Source organism: Pseudomonas sp. LH21 (assembly GCF_036549575.1).
In the GTDB taxonomy this organism is placed as follows: Bacteria; Pseudomonadota; Gammaproteobacteria; order Pseudomonadales; family Pseudomonadaceae; genus Aquipseudomonas; species Aquipseudomonas peradeniyensis.
The window spans coordinates 5,912,307-5,926,614 of sequence record NZ_CP144367.1 but is presented as its reverse complement, the minus strand read 5'-3'; the positions used below and the strand labels follow the sequence as shown (position 1 = coordinate 5,926,614).

14 protein-coding genes are annotated in these 14,308 nt (G+C 64.8%); 7 read left to right on the top strand and 7 right to left on the bottom strand.

Annotated features, from left to right (window positions below):
• Positions 1 to 3: 3 nt before the first annotated feature.
• On the top strand, positions 4 to 1,812 hold the full coding sequence (gene oadA, locus VUG52_RS26905) for a sodium-extruding oxaloacetate decarboxylase subunit alpha (RefSeq protein WP_050707569.1): 1,809 nt from the start codon (positions 4 to 6) through the stop codon (positions 1,810 to 1,812).
• A gap of 166 nt (positions 1,813 to 1,978) precedes the next feature.
• Here the strand turns inward: oadA and VUG52_RS26900 are convergent, their stop codons facing one another.
• From VUG52_RS26900 to VUG52_RS26890, 3 genes are read right to left on the bottom strand one after another with little or no spacing between them, the layout of a single operon-like run.
• The gene (locus VUG52_RS26900; RefSeq protein ID WP_050707568.1) at positions 1,979 to 2,650 is read right to left on the bottom strand and encodes a GNAT family N-acetyltransferase; all 672 of its coding nucleotides are present in this window, start codon (positions 2,648 to 2,650) and stop codon (positions 1,979 to 1,981) included.
• A 7-nt stretch (positions 2,651 to 2,657) separates the two neighbouring features.
• Positions 2,658 to 3,104, bottom strand: a complete 447-nt coding sequence (locus tag VUG52_RS26895) for a GNAT family N-acetyltransferase (protein ID WP_050707567.1) — start codon at positions 3,102 to 3,104, stop codon at positions 2,658 to 2,660.
• A gap of 11 nt (positions 3,105 to 3,115) precedes the next feature.
• Positions 3,116 to 3,745: an FMN-binding negative transcriptional regulator gene (locus VUG52_RS26890; RefSeq protein ID WP_050707566.1), complete on the bottom strand. Its 630-nt coding sequence runs from the start codon at positions 3,743 to 3,745 to the stop codon at positions 3,116 to 3,118.
• A 90-nt stretch (positions 3,746 to 3,835) separates the two neighbouring features.
• On the opposite strand from VUG52_RS26890, the gene pdxR reads away from it, so the two are divergent.
• Positions 3,836 to 5,374, top strand: a complete 1,539-nt coding sequence (pdxR, locus tag VUG52_RS26885) for a MocR-like pyridoxine biosynthesis transcription factor PdxR (RefSeq protein WP_050707565.1) — start codon at positions 3,836 to 3,838, stop codon at positions 5,372 to 5,374.
• Positions 5,375 to 5,454: 80 nt separating this feature from the next.
• Here pdxR and VUG52_RS26880 read toward each other — a convergent pair whose 3' ends face one another.
• The 4 genes from VUG52_RS26880 to aspA form a co-directional block, all read right to left on the bottom strand.
• Entirely contained in the window at positions 5,455 to 6,558 is a 1,104-nt protein-coding gene (locus VUG52_RS26880; protein ID WP_050707564.1) for an extracellular solute-binding protein, read from the bottom strand.
• A gap of 2 nt (positions 6,559 to 6,560) precedes the next feature.
• Positions 6,561 to 7,601: a histone deacetylase family protein gene (locus VUG52_RS26875; protein WP_050707563.1), complete on the bottom strand. Its 1,041-nt coding sequence runs from the start codon at positions 7,599 to 7,601 to the stop codon at positions 6,561 to 6,563.
• A gap of 197 nt (positions 7,602 to 7,798) precedes the next feature.
• On the bottom strand, positions 7,799 to 8,791 hold the full coding sequence (locus tag VUG52_RS26870) for an AraC family transcriptional regulator (protein WP_050707562.1): 993 nt from the start codon (positions 8,789 to 8,791) through the stop codon (positions 7,799 to 7,801).
• 180 nt (positions 8,792 to 8,971) lie between these two features.
• Positions 8,972 to 10,396, bottom strand: a complete 1,425-nt coding sequence (aspA, locus tag VUG52_RS26865) for an aspartate ammonia-lyase (protein WP_050707561.1) — start codon at positions 10,394 to 10,396, stop codon at positions 8,972 to 8,974.
• Between the two features lie 181 nt (positions 10,397 to 10,577).
• Here aspA and VUG52_RS26860 point away from each other — a divergent pair, with 181 nt between their 5' ends.
• The 5 genes from VUG52_RS26860 to VUG52_RS26840 all read left to right on the top strand — a co-directional run bounded on the left by VUG52_RS26860 (position 10,578) and on the right by VUG52_RS26840 (position 14,189).
• Positions 10,578 to 11,507, top strand: a complete 930-nt coding sequence (locus VUG52_RS26860) for a LysR substrate-binding domain-containing protein (RefSeq protein WP_050707560.1) — start codon at positions 10,578 to 10,580, stop codon at positions 11,505 to 11,507.
• Between the two features lie 171 nt (positions 11,508 to 11,678).
• Entirely contained in the window at positions 11,679 to 12,170 is a 492-nt protein-coding gene (purE, locus tag VUG52_RS26855) for a 5-(carboxyamino)imidazole ribonucleotide mutase (protein WP_050707559.1), read from the top strand.
• 10 nt (positions 12,171 to 12,180) lie between these two features.
• Positions 12,181 to 13,263 carry a 5-(carboxyamino)imidazole ribonucleotide synthase gene (locus tag VUG52_RS26850; RefSeq protein WP_050707558.1) on the top strand — a complete coding sequence of 361 codons (1,083 nt, stop codon included), beginning with the start codon at positions 12,181 to 12,183 and terminating at the stop codon, positions 13,261 to 13,263.
• Positions 13,264 to 13,359: 96 nt separating this feature from the next.
• Entirely contained in the window at positions 13,360 to 13,605 is a 246-nt protein-coding gene (locus tag VUG52_RS26845; RefSeq protein WP_050707557.1) for a GlsB/YeaQ/YmgE family stress response membrane protein, read from the top strand.
• Positions 13,606 to 13,655: 50 nt separating this feature from the next.
• The gene (locus tag VUG52_RS26840; protein WP_198742574.1) at positions 13,656 to 14,189 is read left to right on the top strand and encodes a DUF3299 domain-containing protein; all 534 of its coding nucleotides are present in this window, start codon (positions 13,656 to 13,658) and stop codon (positions 14,187 to 14,189) included.
• Positions 14,190 to 14,308: the final 119 nt, after the last annotated feature.

The following is a 14,308-nucleotide window of genomic DNA, read 5'->3' as shown; positions in this document are numbered from 1 at the left end:
ACAATGTCCAAGAAAATCTTTGTCACCGACACGATCCTGCGCGACGCCCACCAGTCCCTGCTGGCCACCCGCATGCGCACCGAAGACATGCTGCCGATCTGCGACAAGCTCGACAAGGTCGGCTACTGGTCGCTGGAAGTCTGGGGCGGCGCCACCTTCGACGCCTGCGTGCGCTTCCTCAAGGAAGACCCGTGGGAGCGCCTGCGCAAGCTGCGCGCCGCATTGCCCAACACCCGCCTGCAGATGCTCCTGCGCGGCCAGAACCTGCTGGGCTACCGCCACTACAGCGACGACGTGGTCAAGGCCTTCGTCGCCAAGGCGGCGGTCAACGGCATTGATGTATTCCGCATCTTCGACGCCATGAACGACGTGCGTAACCTGCGGGTGGCCATCGAGGCAGTGAAGGCCGCCGGCAAGCACGCCCAGGGCACCATCGCCTACACCACCAGCCCCGTGCACACCATCGACGCCTTCGTGCAGCAGGCCAAGCAGATGGAAGCCATGGGCTGCGACTCGGTGGCGATCAAGGACATGGCCGGCCTGCTGACCCCGTTCGCCACCGGCGAGCTGGTCAAGGCGCTGAAGGCCGAGCAGTCGCTGCCGGTGTTCATCCACTCCCACGATACCGCCGGCCTGGCTGCGATGTGCCAGCTCAAGGCGGTGGAAAACGGCGCCGACCATATCGACACCGCGATCTCCAGCTTCGCCTGGGGCACCAGCCACCCGGGTACCGAGTCGATGGTCGCCGCGCTCAAGGGCAGCGAGTTCGACACCGGCCTGGACCTGGAACTGCTGCAGGAGATCGGCCTGTACTTCTATGCCGTGCGCAAGAAGTACCACCAGTTCGAGAGCGAGTTCACCGCGGTGGATACTCGCGTGCAGGTCAACCAGGTACCGGGCGGGATGATTTCCAACCTGGCCAACCAGCTCAAGGAGCAGGGCGCGCTCAACCGCATGAACGAAGTGCTGGCGGAGATCCCGCGGGTGCGCGAAGACCTCGGCTTCCCGCCGCTGGTGACCCCGACCTCGCAGATCGTCGGTACCCAGGCGTTCTTCAACGTGCTGGCCGGCGAGCGCTACAAGACTATTACCAACGAGGTGAAGCTGTACCTGCAGGGCGGTTACGGCAAGGCCCCGGGCGTGGTCAACGAGCAGCTGCGCCGCCAGGCGATCGGTAGCGAGGAAGTGATCGACGTGCGCCCGGCCGACCTGCTCAAGCCGGAGATGGCCAAGCTGCGTGCCGATATCGGCAGCCTCGCGCACTCCGAGGAAGACGTACTGACCTTCGCCATGTTCCCCGACATCGGCCGCAAGTTCCTCGAGGAACGCGAAGCCGGCACCCTCAAGCCCGAAGCCCTGCTGCCGATTCCGGAAGCCGGTGCGGTGGGCTCGGTGGGCGGTGAGGGCGTGCCGACCGAGTTCGTCATCGACGTGCACGGCGAGACCTACCGCGTCGACATCACCGGCGTGGGCGTCAAGGCCGAAGGCAAGCGCCACTTCTACCTGTCCATCGACGGCATGCCGGAAGAAGTGGTGTTCGAGCCGCTCAACGAGTTCGTCGGCGGTGGCGGCAGCAAGCGCAAGCAGGCCAGCGAGCCGGGCCATGTCAGCACCAGCATGCCGGGCAACATCGTCGATGTGCTGGTCAAGGAAGGCGATGTGGTCAAGGCCGGCCAGGCGGTGCTGATCACCGAGGCGATGAAGATGGAGACCGAAGTCCAGGCGGCCATCGCCGGCAAGGTCGTGGCCATCCACGTGGCCAAGGGCGACCGGGTGACCCCGGGCGAGATCCTGATCGAGATCGAAGGCTGACAGAAGCCTTCATCTGCAAGCGGTTAACCTCTGGGGAGCGAATGCTCCCCTTTTTTTGTGCTGGGTTTCCCGGCCCCTTCGCGGGTAAACCCGCTCCCACAGAGTCGGCGCCCAACCTGTGGGAGCGGGTTTACCCGCGAAGAGGCCGGTGAGGTTTGAGCAAGACTCAGCCCTGACGGCATGTCTCCAAGGTTCGCACCTGGCCGTCAGGTTGCTGGTTATCCACACTCAACCAACGCTCGAACCCCGCCGCCACCGCCGGCCATTCGCCGTCGGTAATCGAATACCACGCCGTATCCCGGTTGCGGTCCTTGACCACCATGTGCTGACGGAACACCCCTTCGAAGACGAAGCCGAAGCGCTCCGCCGCGCGCTTGGAGCGGGCATTGGCGTCGTTGCACTTCCATTCCAGCCGGCGATTGCCCAGCTCGAAGCCCAGCTTGCCCAGCAGGTACACTGCCTCGGTGCCTTTCGGCGTGCGCTGCATCGCGGCGCCGAAGGCGATGTGGCCGATCTCGAAGCGACCCTGTTCCGGGACGATCGACATGTAGCTGAGGATGCCCTGGACCTGGCCGCTGGCGCGGTCGATCACGCTGTAGAACAGCGGGTCGCGGCTGGCGGCGTTGTCTTGCAGCCAGCAGTCGAAGCCGGCGCGCTCGGCAAACGGGCCATAGGGCAGGTAGTCCCACAGCACCGGGTCCGAGCCCGGGCCTTGCAGTACTTCCCAGAGGTCATCGCCATGGCGGGCCGGGTCGAGTTTTTCCAGGCGGATGAAACGGCCTTCGAGGGGCTCGGCCTTGGGGGTGCCGGCGGGCTTCCAGTTCAATGCGTCGTTCATGTTCGGCCTACAGTGCTTTGCGGAATTGGATGAAGCCCGGCCGATCGGCGATCTGTTCGTACAGGCTGATGGCGGTGGCATTGGTCTCGTGGGTCAGCCAGTGCACCCTCGTGCAGTCGGCGGCCTTGGCCGTCGCGTAGACATGCTCGATCAACTGACGGCCGATACCCAGGCCGCGTTGCTCGCTGTCCACGTAGAGGTCCTGCAGGTAGCAGGAATTCTGGATGCTCCAGTTGGTGCGATGGTAGATGAAATTGACCAGGCCCACTGCCTTGCCGTCTACCCAGGCCAGGGTCGAATGGGTGGGCTCGCTGGGGTCGAGCAGGCGCTGCCAGGTGCTGAGGTAGATCTCGTCGGCCAGTTCGGTCTGGTAGAAGCGCAGGTAGGCCTGCCACAGGGAGCGCCAGGCAGCGTGATCGTGAGCGCCGACCGGGCACAGGGTAACGGGGGTCATGGGCTTTTCCTTCAGAGATCGCGCATGTGCGCGGCGAGTTGGTTGTCCAGGTGGTCATTGCTGGCGCCAAGGCCTTCGCGCACGCCGGCAATGTCCTGCGCCGAACGGTTCTGGCTCAGCTTGCGCGCACCTTGCAGGCGGCTGATGGGCAGGCGGATGCCGACGATGGCGCGGAGCATGCCGTCGAGGTAGTCGCCTGGGGCGTCGGACACTGTCCAGGGCTCGCTGCGGCCCTGTTCATGGCGGTCGGTGAGGCGGGTGACGATGTCCAGCAACGACTGGGCGTTGTGGATAACTTCAACCGGGCCGTAGGCGTGTACTGCCAGGTAGTTCCAGGTCGGCACGACCTTGGGGTTGTCCGCCTTGCTCGGGTAGTAGCTCGGGCTGACGTAGGCATCGGCACCGGGAAACACCAGCAGCGCCTCGCCCCCTTGCTCCAGGTCCTGCCACTGGCGGTTGGCCCGGGCGAGGTGGGCGTAGACCGTGCCGAACTCGCCTTCGCCGGTCTCGACCAGTACCGGCAGGTGGGTGGCCAGCAAGCCCTGTTCACCCTGGCTGACCAGCAGCGCCAGGCGGGTTTGCAGCATGTGCCGGTGCAGGCGCTCGAGGTCGTGTTCCTGGTGGGGCTTGTTGTTGTACATGCTGGATGTCCTTGTTGAATGGCTCCATGCTAGGCAGGCTATTGGCTCTGGGTAAGAGCCATTAACGGCTGTTTTCATAGGTCCAATGCCATGATCGAACGTTGCCATCCTCTGCCTTTCGACCCTACGGGTATCGTCCTGGACCGCCGTCGCGGGCTGAGCCAGCAGCTCTACCATGCCTTGCGCGCCAGGGTGCTGGATGGGCGCCTGGGCAGCGGTACGCGGTTGCCGGCCACCCGCGACCTGGCGGCGATGCTGACGCTGTCGCGCAACAGCGTGGTGAGGGCCTACGACCAGCTGTATGCCGAAGGCTTCATCGAGAGCCGGGTTGGCGATGGCACCTATGTGAGCCAGCTACCGAAACTATCCACACAATTATCAACAGGGTTATCCCTGGGTTTATCAACAGACTTATCCACATTTCGTGCTGCGGATACTGAGGATTTATCCAGCCAGGCGGTCACCAGCGAGCCCCTGCAACGTCTGAAAAATCATCATCTGCCGCTCCCCAGGGGCGGAGCGCCCAAGGCTTTTCGCGTGGGCGTGCCGGCATTCGATCTATTCCCATTCGAGGTGTGGGCCAAGCTGCAAGCGGGTTTCTGGCGAAATCCCGACCCGGCGATGCTGGGTTATGGTGACCCGGCGGGTGAGTGGCAACTGCGCGAACTGATTGCCACCTACCTGCGACGCTCGCGTGGGCTTTCCTGCACGGCTGAACAAATTGTGATCACCAGTGGCGCGCAGGAGGCCATCAGCCTTTGTGCACAGCTGCTGTTGCAGCCCGGCGATGGCGTGGCTGTGGAAAACCCAGGGTACCGGGCTGCCGGGCATGCCTTCGCGATGGCCGGGGCGACGCTCAGGGGCGTGCCGGTGGATGCCGAGGGCATGGACTGCGCGAGGCTGGCCGAGATGCCCGAGTGCCGGCTGGCCTATGTGACGCCTGCCCACCAGTACCCCACGGGCGTCACCATGAGCCTGGCCCGTCGCCTGTCGCTGCTGGCCTGGGCCGAACGCCAGGATGGCTGGATCCTCGAGGACGACTACGACGGCGAGTACCGTTACAGCGGTGCGCCGCTGGCGCCACTGGCCGCGCTGGACCGCCAAGGGCGCGTGCTGTACGTGGGGACCTTCGGCAAGATCGCCGTGCCGGCCCTGCGCCTGGGATACCTGGTGCTTCCCGGGCGCCTGGTGCAGGCGTTCAGTCAATGTCGGGCGCTGGCGGTGCGCCATTCGGAGGTCGGCACCCAGTGCGTGATGGCGCAGTTCATGGCCCAGGGGCATTTCCAGCGGCATATCCGCCGCATGCGCCGGGCTGCGCTGGCGCGGCGCAATGTGCTCAAGGCCGGCTGGCCCCAGGATGTGTCGGGGCTGGGGGCCATGCCGGCGGTGGCGGCGGGGCTGCATGTGAAGGTGGATGTGGATAACTTCGCGCGGGAACAGGAACTGGTGGCTCTGGCGGAAGCGGTAGGGGTGGAGGTCAATCCGCTGAGCAGCTACTGGCTGGAGGACAGCGAAGAGCCTGTGGATAAAAGGGCAGGGCTGGTGCTGGGGTTTGCGGCGGTGCCGGAGGCGCAGATAGCGGATGCGCTGATGCGCCTGCGCAAGGCCTGGCGGCCTATTCGCGGGTGAACCCGCTCCCACAGGGTTTACGCCGTACCTGGGCATGGTGCGACACCTGTGGGAGCGGGTTTACCCGCGAAGCAGACGACTCAAGTTCCCGACTTGATCTTGGTCCAGGCCCGGGTTCGCGCCCGCTCGGCATCCCGTGGCAACGGCTTCAAGGTATACAGCTTGGCCATCGCCTCCGGCGTCGGGTACAGGTTCGGGTTGTTGCGGATCGCCGGGCTGACCTTGTCGGTCGCATCCTTGTTCGGGTTCGGGTAGCCGACGAAATCGCTGATCGGCGCGATCACCTCAGGCCGCAGCAGGTAGTTGATGAAGGCATGGGCATCCTCCGGGTTGGCCGCGTTCTTCGGGATCGCCAGCATGTCGAACCAGATCGGTGCGCCTTCCTTGGGCAGGCGCATGTCCACCGTCACACCATTCTTCGCCTCGCGGGCGCGGTTGGCGGCTTGGGAGAAGCTGCCCGAGTAACCCACCGCCACGCAGATGTCGCCGTTGGCGATGTCGGCCATGTACTTGGAGGAGTGGAAGTAGGTGACGTGCGGGCGGATCTTCAGCAGCAAGTCCTGGGCCTTCTGGTAGTCTGCCGGCTTGCCGCTGTTGGGGTCCAGGCCCAGGTACGACAGGGCCAGCGGCAGGATCTCCGATGGCGAATCGAGCAGCGCCACGCCGCATTGCTTGAGCTTGGCGATGTTCTCCGGTTTGAAGATCAGGTCCCAGCTGTCCACCGGGGCGTTGTCGCCGAGCACGGCCTTGACCTTGTCCGGGTTGAAGCCGATCAGCACGGTGCCGTACATGTAGGGCACGGCGAACTTGTTGCCGGGATCGTTGGCCTCGATCAGCTTCATCAGCGCCGGGTCCAGGTGTTGCCAGTTGGGCAGCTTGGCGCGATCGAGCGGCTGGAACACGCCCGCTTCGATCTGCTTGGCGAGGAACACGTTGGACGGCACCACCACGTCGTAGCCGGAGTTGCCGGTCAGCAGCTTGGCCTCCAGCGCCTCGTTGGTGTCGAAGATGTCGTAGACCAGCTTCACCCCGGTGTCCTTCTGGAAGTCCGTGAGGGTCTGCGGGGTGATGTAGTCGAACCAGTTGTAGACCCGCAGGGTGCGCTGGTCGGCGTGGGCCTGGAGCGCGCCGGCGAGCAGGCCGGCGGTGATGAGCGGGGCGAGCAGACGCTTGAGTCGGACCATGTTCAGGCTCCTGGCTGGGCGCGCTGGAAGCCTTCCAGCACATTGACCGCGTTGATGCCGATTTCCTCCACGGCGTAGCCGCCCTCCATCACGAACAAGGTCGGCTTGCCCAGCTGGGCGATGCGCTTGCCCATCTCCAGGTAGTCCGGGCTGTCGAGCTTGAACTGGGAGATCGGGTCGTCCTTGAAGGTGTCCACGCCGAGGGAGATCACCAGCACCTCGGCGTCGTAGGCGGCGATGCGCTGGCAGGCGTCTTCCAGGGCCGCGCTCCAGGCCGCCCAGTCACTGCCGGCGGGCAGTGGGTAGTTGATGTTGCAGCCTTCGCCCGCGCCTTCACCGACCTCGTCGGCATAGCCCAGGAAGAACGGGAACTCGTCCTGCGGGTCGCCGTGGATCGAGGCGAAGAACACATCGTTGCGGGTGTAGAAGATGTCCTGGGTGCCGTTGCCGTGGTGGTAGTCGACATCGAGGATGGCCACCTTGCGCCGGCCCTGGTCAAGGAAGGCCTGGGCGGCGATGGCGGCGTTGTTCAGGTAGCAGTAGCCACCCATCACCTCGGCGGCGGCGTGGTGTCCCGGCGGGCGGCACAGGGCGAAGGCCGCGTGGGCGCCTTGCTGGATCGCGGCCTGGGCGGTCAGGGCCACTTGCGCTGCGCTGTAGGCGGCCTGCCAGGTACCGGCGGTGATCGGCGCGCCGGCATCGAAGCTGTAGTAGCCGAGTTCGCCGTGCAGGCCGGTGGGCTTGACCTGGCGAAGGGTGCGCGCCGGCCAGGTGAAGGGCAGCAGGTCGCCGTCGTGGCCCAGTGCGGCCCAGCGGGCCCAGGCGCCTTCGAAGAAGTTCAGATAGTCGGTGCTGTGGATGCGCTGCAGCGGGGCGCGACCGAAATCGGTGGGGCCTTGCACAGGGCCGAGGTTGCGCTGCTTCACCTGATCGAGGACGTGATCGGCGCGGGAGGGCATTTCGAAGCAGGGCATTAGCTGGCCGTCGATCAGCTCGCAGCGGCCATGGTGCAGGCGGTGGTCATCGGAATAGATCGTCAGCACTTATTGTTCTCCGGTTATGACTGGCGTGGGACCATTCTGGTGGGCGGCCGAGAGCGGGAGAACGATGCAAACGGCCAAAAGGGGATCGATGTGGCCAAGTACATCCTGTACCGGCCCTATCGCGGGGCAAGCCCGCTCCCACGATCGCTGAGGCCATTCGTGGGAGCGGGCTTGCCCCGCGATAGGGCCGGTACAGGTCAACCTCTGAAATGGCTCGGTGCAACACCACTCCAGCGCTGGAAGGCATGGCGAAAGCTGGCGGTCTCGCTGAACCCCAGCGATTCGGCAATGCGATAGATCGGCATCTGGTCTTCGGCCAGCAGTTGCTTGGCCCGCTCGAAGCGCAACTCGTCGAGCAGCTGTTGATAACTGCTGCCCAGCGCTTGCAGGTGCCGGCGCAAGGTGCGCGACGAGCAGTTCATCTGCCGTGCCAGGCCCTCCAGCCCGGGGGCGGCATCCAGCTGTTGGACCAGCAACTGGCGAATGCGCCCGAGCCAGGCTTGGCGTCCGGTGAACTCCAGGTTCAGCCGTCGGCAGCGTTCGCCCATGGCCTTGTGGGTGATCGGGTCGGCCAGCGGTAGCGGCATGTCCAGCCAGCGGCGCTCGAAGGCGAAGGCGTTGTCGCCGGCCTCGAAGCCGAGCGGGCACTGGAACGCACCGTCGTAGAGCGCGTGGTAACCGGGACGCGAGTGTTCGAAGCGCGCCGCCAGCAGTGGCAGCGGGCGGCCGAGCAGGTCATCGCAGATCACTTTAAGCGACACCAGGCAGAACTCGGCGTTGAAGGCCGCAAGGCCTGGGGCGTCGTAATGATCGCTGGCACAGAGCCAGACCCGCTGGCCGTCGTCCACCAGGCGCAGCTGGAAGACTGTTCCCAGCAGTGCCGGATAACGCAGCGCCAGGCGCAGGGCGTCACCCAAAGTGGCACTGGAGAGCAGGGCGTAACCCAGCATCCCGTAGCACGACACATGCATCCGCCGGCCCAGTTCCAGGCCGATGTCCTCGCGCCGGGCCACGGCGTTGGCGCACACCTGCAGCTCCTGCTGGGTGGTGATACGCGCATCAGCGTGGCCCAGGTCCGCCGGGCCTATGCCGCTGCCGGCGAGCAGCTGCCGCGGGTCGACGCCGGCCTCCTGGAACACCTGGAGGATCAGCGAAACCGCGTTGAGGGTGGTGAGGTGGCTGTGCAGCATGCTCGGCGTCCCATTGGGCTGAGAAGCTTTAGCGAGCAAGTTATATGCCGCTCCTACAGGGGCCGCGCAGGGTTTGAAGCGCAGGCATAAAAAAAGGGCCCGGAGCGTGCGCTCGGGCCCTTGAAAGGTTGAGAGGTGTCTAGTCCCTCGACCTGGTGAGACTGTTTGCAGCGGCCTGGGTTACGCCTTCAGCGGAACCAGACGGGGAGCGATCATGTTTTCCGGACGCAGGATGTCGTTGAGCATCTCTTCGTCCAGCAGCTTCTCCTCGCGCACCAGTTCCAGCACGCCGCGGCCGGTTTCCAGGGCGACGCGGGCGATACGGGTGGCGTTTTCGTAGCCGATGTACGGGTTCAGGGCGGTGACCAGGCCGATCGAGTGCTCGACCAGTTCGCGGCAGCGCTGTTCGTTGGCGGTGATGCCGACGATGCAGTGCTCGCGCAGCATGTCCATGGCGCGTTGCAGCAGGCGGATCGAGTCGAAGATCTTGTAGGCGATCAGCGGCTCCATCACGTTCAGCTGCAGCTGGCCACCTTCGGCGGCGACGGTCAGGGCCAGGTCGTTGCCCATGATGGCGAAGGCGACTTGGTTGACGGCTTCCGGGATCACCGGGTTGACCTTGCCTGGCATGATCGAGCTGCCTGGCTGACGCGCTGGCAGGTTGATTTCGTTGATGCCGGTGCGCGGGCCGCTGGACAGCAGACGCAGGTCGTTGCAGATCTTCGACAGCTTGACCGCGGTACGCTTGAGCATGCCGGAGAACAGCACGAAGGCGCCCATGTCGGAGGTGGCTTCGATCAGGTCGGCGGCCGGGACCAGCGGCTGGCCGCTGATGGTCGCCAGGCGCTGCACGGCCAGGGCCTGGTAGCCCGGGTCGGCGTTGATGCCGGTACCGATGGCGGTACCGCCCAGGTTGATTTCGGTCAGCAGTTCCGGGGCCAGCGAGCGCAGGCGCTGCAGGTCTTCGGTCATGGTGGTGGCGAAGGCGCGGAATTCCTGGCCCAAGGTCATCGGCACGGCGTCCTGCAGCTGGGTACGGCCCATCTTCAGTACGTGATCGAACTCTTTACCCTTGGCGGCGAAGGCCTGGATCAGGCTGTCGAGGCTGGCCAGCAGAGCGTCGTGACCCAGCAGCAGACCCAGACGGATCGCGGTCGGGTAGGCGTCGTTGGTCGACTGCGCCATGTTCACGTCGTTGTTCGGGTGCAGGTACTGGTACTCACCTTTCTGGTGGCCCATGTGCTCCAGCGCGACGTTGGCGATGACTTCGTTGGCGTTCATGTTGGTGGAGGTGCCGGCACCGCCCTGGATCATGTCCACGACGAACTGATCGTGGAAGTCACCCTTGATCAGTCGGGCGCAGGCTGCAGTGATGGCAGCGTGCTTGGCATCGCTCAGGTGCCCCAGCTCACGGTTGGCGTCAGCAGCGGCCTGCTTGACCATTGCCAGGCCGACTACCAGTTTCGGGTAGTGCGACAGCGGAACGCCGGAGAGGTGGAAGTTGTTGGCAGCGCGCAGAGTCTGGATGCCGTAGTAGGCATCGGCAGGGACTTCAAGGGTACCAAGCAGATCTTTTTCGACGCGGAACGATGCAGCGGAGGACATGATGGATATCATCTCGATTTTGACCCGGCACCTGCCGGAATGGCGCCAATGCTAGGGCTGCCCGGATTTTGCGGCCAATGCTGTTGCACGCTAACCTATGCACAAACGGCATACGGTTTGATGTGACGCCGATTGACAATCGAGCGTGTTCCATTTTGGTGCACGCGTTGCGGAGTAGTCGATGAACCTCGAAAGCAAATGGCTGGAGGACTTCAGTGCCCTGGCCTCAACCCGCAGTTTTTCCCAGGCGGCCGAGCGCCGTTTCGTCACCCAGCCGGCCTTCAGCCGACGCATACGCAGCCTGGAGGCGGCGTTGGGGCTGACCTTGGTGAATCGTTCCCGCACGCCCATCGAACTGACCGAGGCCGGCCAGCTGTTTCTCGTCACCGCGCGTACCGTTGTCGACCAGTTGAGCGAAGTTCTCCGCCATTTGCATCATCTCGAAGGCGGGCAGGGCGAGGTGATCCAGGTGTCGGCCGCACACTCCCTGGCATCGGGCTTTTTCCCGCGCTGGGTGGCGCAGCTGCGCAACGATGGCTTGAACATCGCCACGCGCCTGGTGGCCACCAACGTTGGCGATGCCGTTCATGCATTGCGCGAGGGCGGCTGCGACCTGATGCTGGCCTTCTATGACCCGGACGCCGCCCTGCAGATGGACGCCGAGATCTTCCCCTCGCTGCACATGGGTACCACCGAAATGCTTCCGGTGTGCGCCGTGGGCCCGGACGGCAAGCCGCTGTTCGACCTGGAGGGTGAGGGCAGCGTACCGCTGCTGGCCTACAGTGCCGGCGCCTTCCTCGGCCGTTCGGTCAACTTGCTGCTGCGCCAGCGCAACCTGCGCTATACCACTGTCTATGAAACCGCGATGGCCGACAGTCTCAAGAGCATGGCGCTCGAAGGCATGGGTATCGCCTGGGTGCCGAGGCTGTCGATGCGTGGCGAGCTGGAACGTGGCGAATTGGTGATCTGTGGCGGCAGCCAGTGGCATGTGCCGCTGGAAATCCGCCTGTACCGCTGCGCGCTGGTGCGCAAGGCCAACGTGCGGTTGCTGTGGCGCAAGCTGGAGGGCGGCTCAGTTGACCCGAAAGTCAGCCAAACCCCCGAAAAATAAGGGCGACAGTTGGTCGCCGGGGGTGCCGTGATCGCCTCGCGTTACGCTATACTGCGCGGCCCCTCGACCGGATAGCTCCGGTCATGATCAGCAAACAAGCCACGCCGGTCGTCCCGCGTGGCTTGTTGTTTTTTGACGCGCCTGCGGGCGCACAAGCGAAGAGGCTCGACGATGAGTGCACTGGTTGGCGTGATCATGGGCTCCAAGTCCGATTGGTCCACCCTTAGCCACACCGCCGATATGCTGGAAAAACTCGGCATTCCCTACGAGGTGAAGGTGGTTTCCGCCCACCGTACCCCGGACCTGCTGTTCCAGTACGCCGAGGAGGCCGAAGGCCGCGGCATCGAGGTGATCATCGCCGGTGCCGGTGGCGCCGCCCACCTGCCGGGCATGTGCGCCGCCAAGACCCACCTGCCGGTGCTGGGCGTGCCGGTCCAGTCGTCGATGCTGTCGGGTGTCGATTCGCTGCTGTCGATCGTGCAGATGCCGGCCGGCGTGCCGGTAGCCACCCTGGCCATCGGCAAGGCTGGCGCGATCAACGCCGCGCTGCTGTCGGCAAGCATCCTGGGCGCCAAGTACCCGCAGTTCCACGCGGCGCTCAAGCAGTTCCGCACCGAGCAGACCGACACCGTTCTGGACAATCCAGATCCGCGCCAGGCTTGAGGTTGACGCTATGAAGATCGGTGTAATCGGTGGCGGCCAGCTGGGCCGCATGCTGGCCCTGGCGGGCACCCCGCTGGGCATGAACTTCGCCTTCCTCGACCCGGCCCCGGACGCCTGCGCCGCCCCGCTGGGCGAGCACCTGCGCGCCGACTATGGCGACCAGGACCACCTGCGCCAGCTGGCCGACGAAGTCGACCTGGTGACCTTCGAATTCGAGAGCGTGCCGGCGGAAACCGTCGCCTTCCTTTCGCAGTTCGTGCCGGTCTACCCGAGCGCCGAAGCTCTGCGCATCGCCCGCGACCGTCTGTTCGAGAAGAGCATGTTCCGCGACCTGGGGATTCCGACCCCGGCTTTCGCCGACATCCTCTCGCAAGCGGACCTGGATGCCGCCGTCGCCAGCATCGGCCTGCCGGCCGTGCTCAAGACCCGCACCCTGGGGTATGACGGCAAGGGCCAGAAGGTCCTGCGCAAGCCTGAGGACGTGGTCGATACCTTCGCCGAGCTGGGTAGCGTGCCGTGCCTGCTGGAAGGTTTCGTACCGTTCACCGGCGAAGTGTCGCTGGTGGCCGTGCGTGCCCGCGATGGCGAAACCCGCTTCTACCCGCTGGTGCACAACACCCACGACAGCGGCATCCTGAAGCTGTCGGTGGCCAGCGACGCGCACCCGCTGCAGGCCCTGGCCGAAGACTACGTCGGTCGCGTGCTGCAGAAGCTGGACTATGTCGGCGTCATGGCCTTCGAGTTCTTCGAAGTCGACGGCGGCCTGAAGGCCAACGAGATCGCGCCGCGCGTGCACAACTCCGGGCACTGGACCATCGAAGGCAGCGAGTGCAGCCAGTTCGAGAACCACCTGCGTGCCGTCGCCGGCCTGCCGTTGGGTTCGACCGCCAAGGTGGGTGAGAGCGCCATGCTCAACTTCATCGGCGAAGTACCGCCAGTGGACAAGGTCTTGGCCATCGACGATTGCCACCTGCACCACTACGGCAAGGCGTTCAAGGTTGGACGCAAAGTCGGCCATGCCACCCTGCGCTGCGCCGACATGGCCACCCTCAAGGCCAAGATTGCCGAAGTAGAGGCCTTGATCGCCGGCTGATCGAACTTCTGGCCGGCAATGCCGCTCTGAGATGGCAACATGCCAAAGCGCTGACTAGGCTTTGGCATGTTTCATGTTCATCACAGAGGGATTGCCATGGGCATCATTGGAACCATCTTCATTGGCCTGATCGTCGGCCTGCTGGCGCGTTTCCTGAAACCGGGTGACGACAGCATGGGCTGGATCATGACTATCCTCCTCGGCATCGCCGGCTCCCTGGCTGCCACCTATGGCGGGCAAGCCCTTGGCATCTACCAGGCCGGGCAGGCCGCGGGCTTCTTCGGGGCCCTGGTCGGCGCGATCATCCTTCTGGTGATCTACGGCTTCATCAAGAAGAACTGAACACAGGCTAGAATGCCCGGCAATTCAATTCCGAGTTGCCGAGCATTCCCATGCGTGCGTTATTCCTCGTCCCCCTGCTGCTGGCCAGCACCCTGGCCCATGCCGAACTGCCCGAGACCGACTGGCTGGAGCTGATGCCCAAGTCGGACCAGAAAGCCCTCGAGCAGATGCCCGAGATCGACCACAACTCCCCGGAAGCCCAGGGGACCTTCACTGCCAAGGGTGGCCTGAAGCAGAGCAAGGGCTTGCCTGCGGTGATGTACTCGACCAAGACCGTGGCAGCGATGAACGGCAAGCAGATCCGCCTGGGCGGGTATCCGGTGCCGTTGGAGAGCGATGCGAAAGGCAACAGCACGTTGTTCTTCCTGGTGCCGTACCCGGGCGCCTGCATCCACGTACCGCCGCCGCCGCCGAACCAGCTGGTGCTGGTGCGTTATCCGAAAGGGTTGAAGATCGACGACATCTACACGCCGTTGTGGGTGACCGGCACGCTGAAGGTGGAGACGGTCAGCAATGACCTGGCGGATGCGGCGTATGCGCTGGAGGCGGGGCAGGTGAGGGTGGTGGAGGATGCCGACCTCTGATTTACCTGTGCCGGCCTCTTCGCGGGTAAACCCGCTCCCACAGGCACTTCACTGACCTTGAGAACAGTGGAGTGCCTGTGGGAGCGGGTTTACCCGCGAAAGGGCCGGCACTGACTCTG

What these genes read in the sequence shown, in the direction of transcription:
- oadA (WP_050707569.1), top strand. Translation starts at nt 4, where the DNA reads ATGTCCAAGAAAATCTTTGTCACCGACACGATCCTGCGCGACGCCCAC.
- VUG52_RS26900 (WP_050707568.1), bottom strand. Translation starts at nt 2,650, where the DNA reads ATGAACGACGCATTGAACTGGAAGCCCGCCGGCACCCCCAAGGCCGAG.
- VUG52_RS26895 (WP_050707567.1), bottom strand. Translation starts at nt 3,104, where the DNA reads ATGACCCCCGTTACCCTGTGCCCGGTCGGCGCTCACGATCACGCTGCC.
- VUG52_RS26890 (WP_050707566.1), bottom strand. Translation starts at nt 3,745, where the DNA reads ATGTACAACAACAAGCCCCACCAGGAACACGACCTCGAGCGCCTGCAC.
- pdxR (WP_050707565.1), top strand. Translation starts at nt 3,836, where the DNA reads ATGATCGAACGTTGCCATCCTCTGCCTTTCGACCCTACGGGTATCGTC.
- VUG52_RS26880 (WP_050707564.1), bottom strand. Translation starts at nt 6,558, where the DNA reads ATGGTCCGACTCAAGCGTCTGCTCGCCCCGCTCATCACCGCCGGCCTG.
- VUG52_RS26870 (WP_050707562.1), bottom strand. Translation starts at nt 8,791, where the DNA reads ATGCTGCACAGCCACCTCACCACCCTCAACGCGGTTTCGCTGATCCTC.
- aspA (WP_050707561.1), bottom strand. Translation starts at nt 10,396, where the DNA reads ATGTCCTCCGCTGCATCGTTCCGCGTCGAAAAAGATCTGCTTGGTACC.
- VUG52_RS26860 (WP_050707560.1), top strand. Translation starts at nt 10,578, where the DNA reads ATGAACCTCGAAAGCAAATGGCTGGAGGACTTCAGTGCCCTGGCCTCA.
- purE (WP_050707559.1), top strand. Translation starts at nt 11,679, where the DNA reads ATGAGTGCACTGGTTGGCGTGATCATGGGCTCCAAGTCCGATTGGTCC.
- VUG52_RS26850 (WP_050707558.1), top strand. Translation starts at nt 12,181, where the DNA reads ATGAAGATCGGTGTAATCGGTGGCGGCCAGCTGGGCCGCATGCTGGCC.
- VUG52_RS26845 (WP_050707557.1), top strand. Translation starts at nt 13,360, where the DNA reads ATGGGCATCATTGGAACCATCTTCATTGGCCTGATCGTCGGCCTGCTG.
- VUG52_RS26840 (WP_198742574.1), top strand. Translation starts at nt 13,656, where the DNA reads ATGCGTGCGTTATTCCTCGTCCCCCTGCTGCTGGCCAGCACCCTGGCC.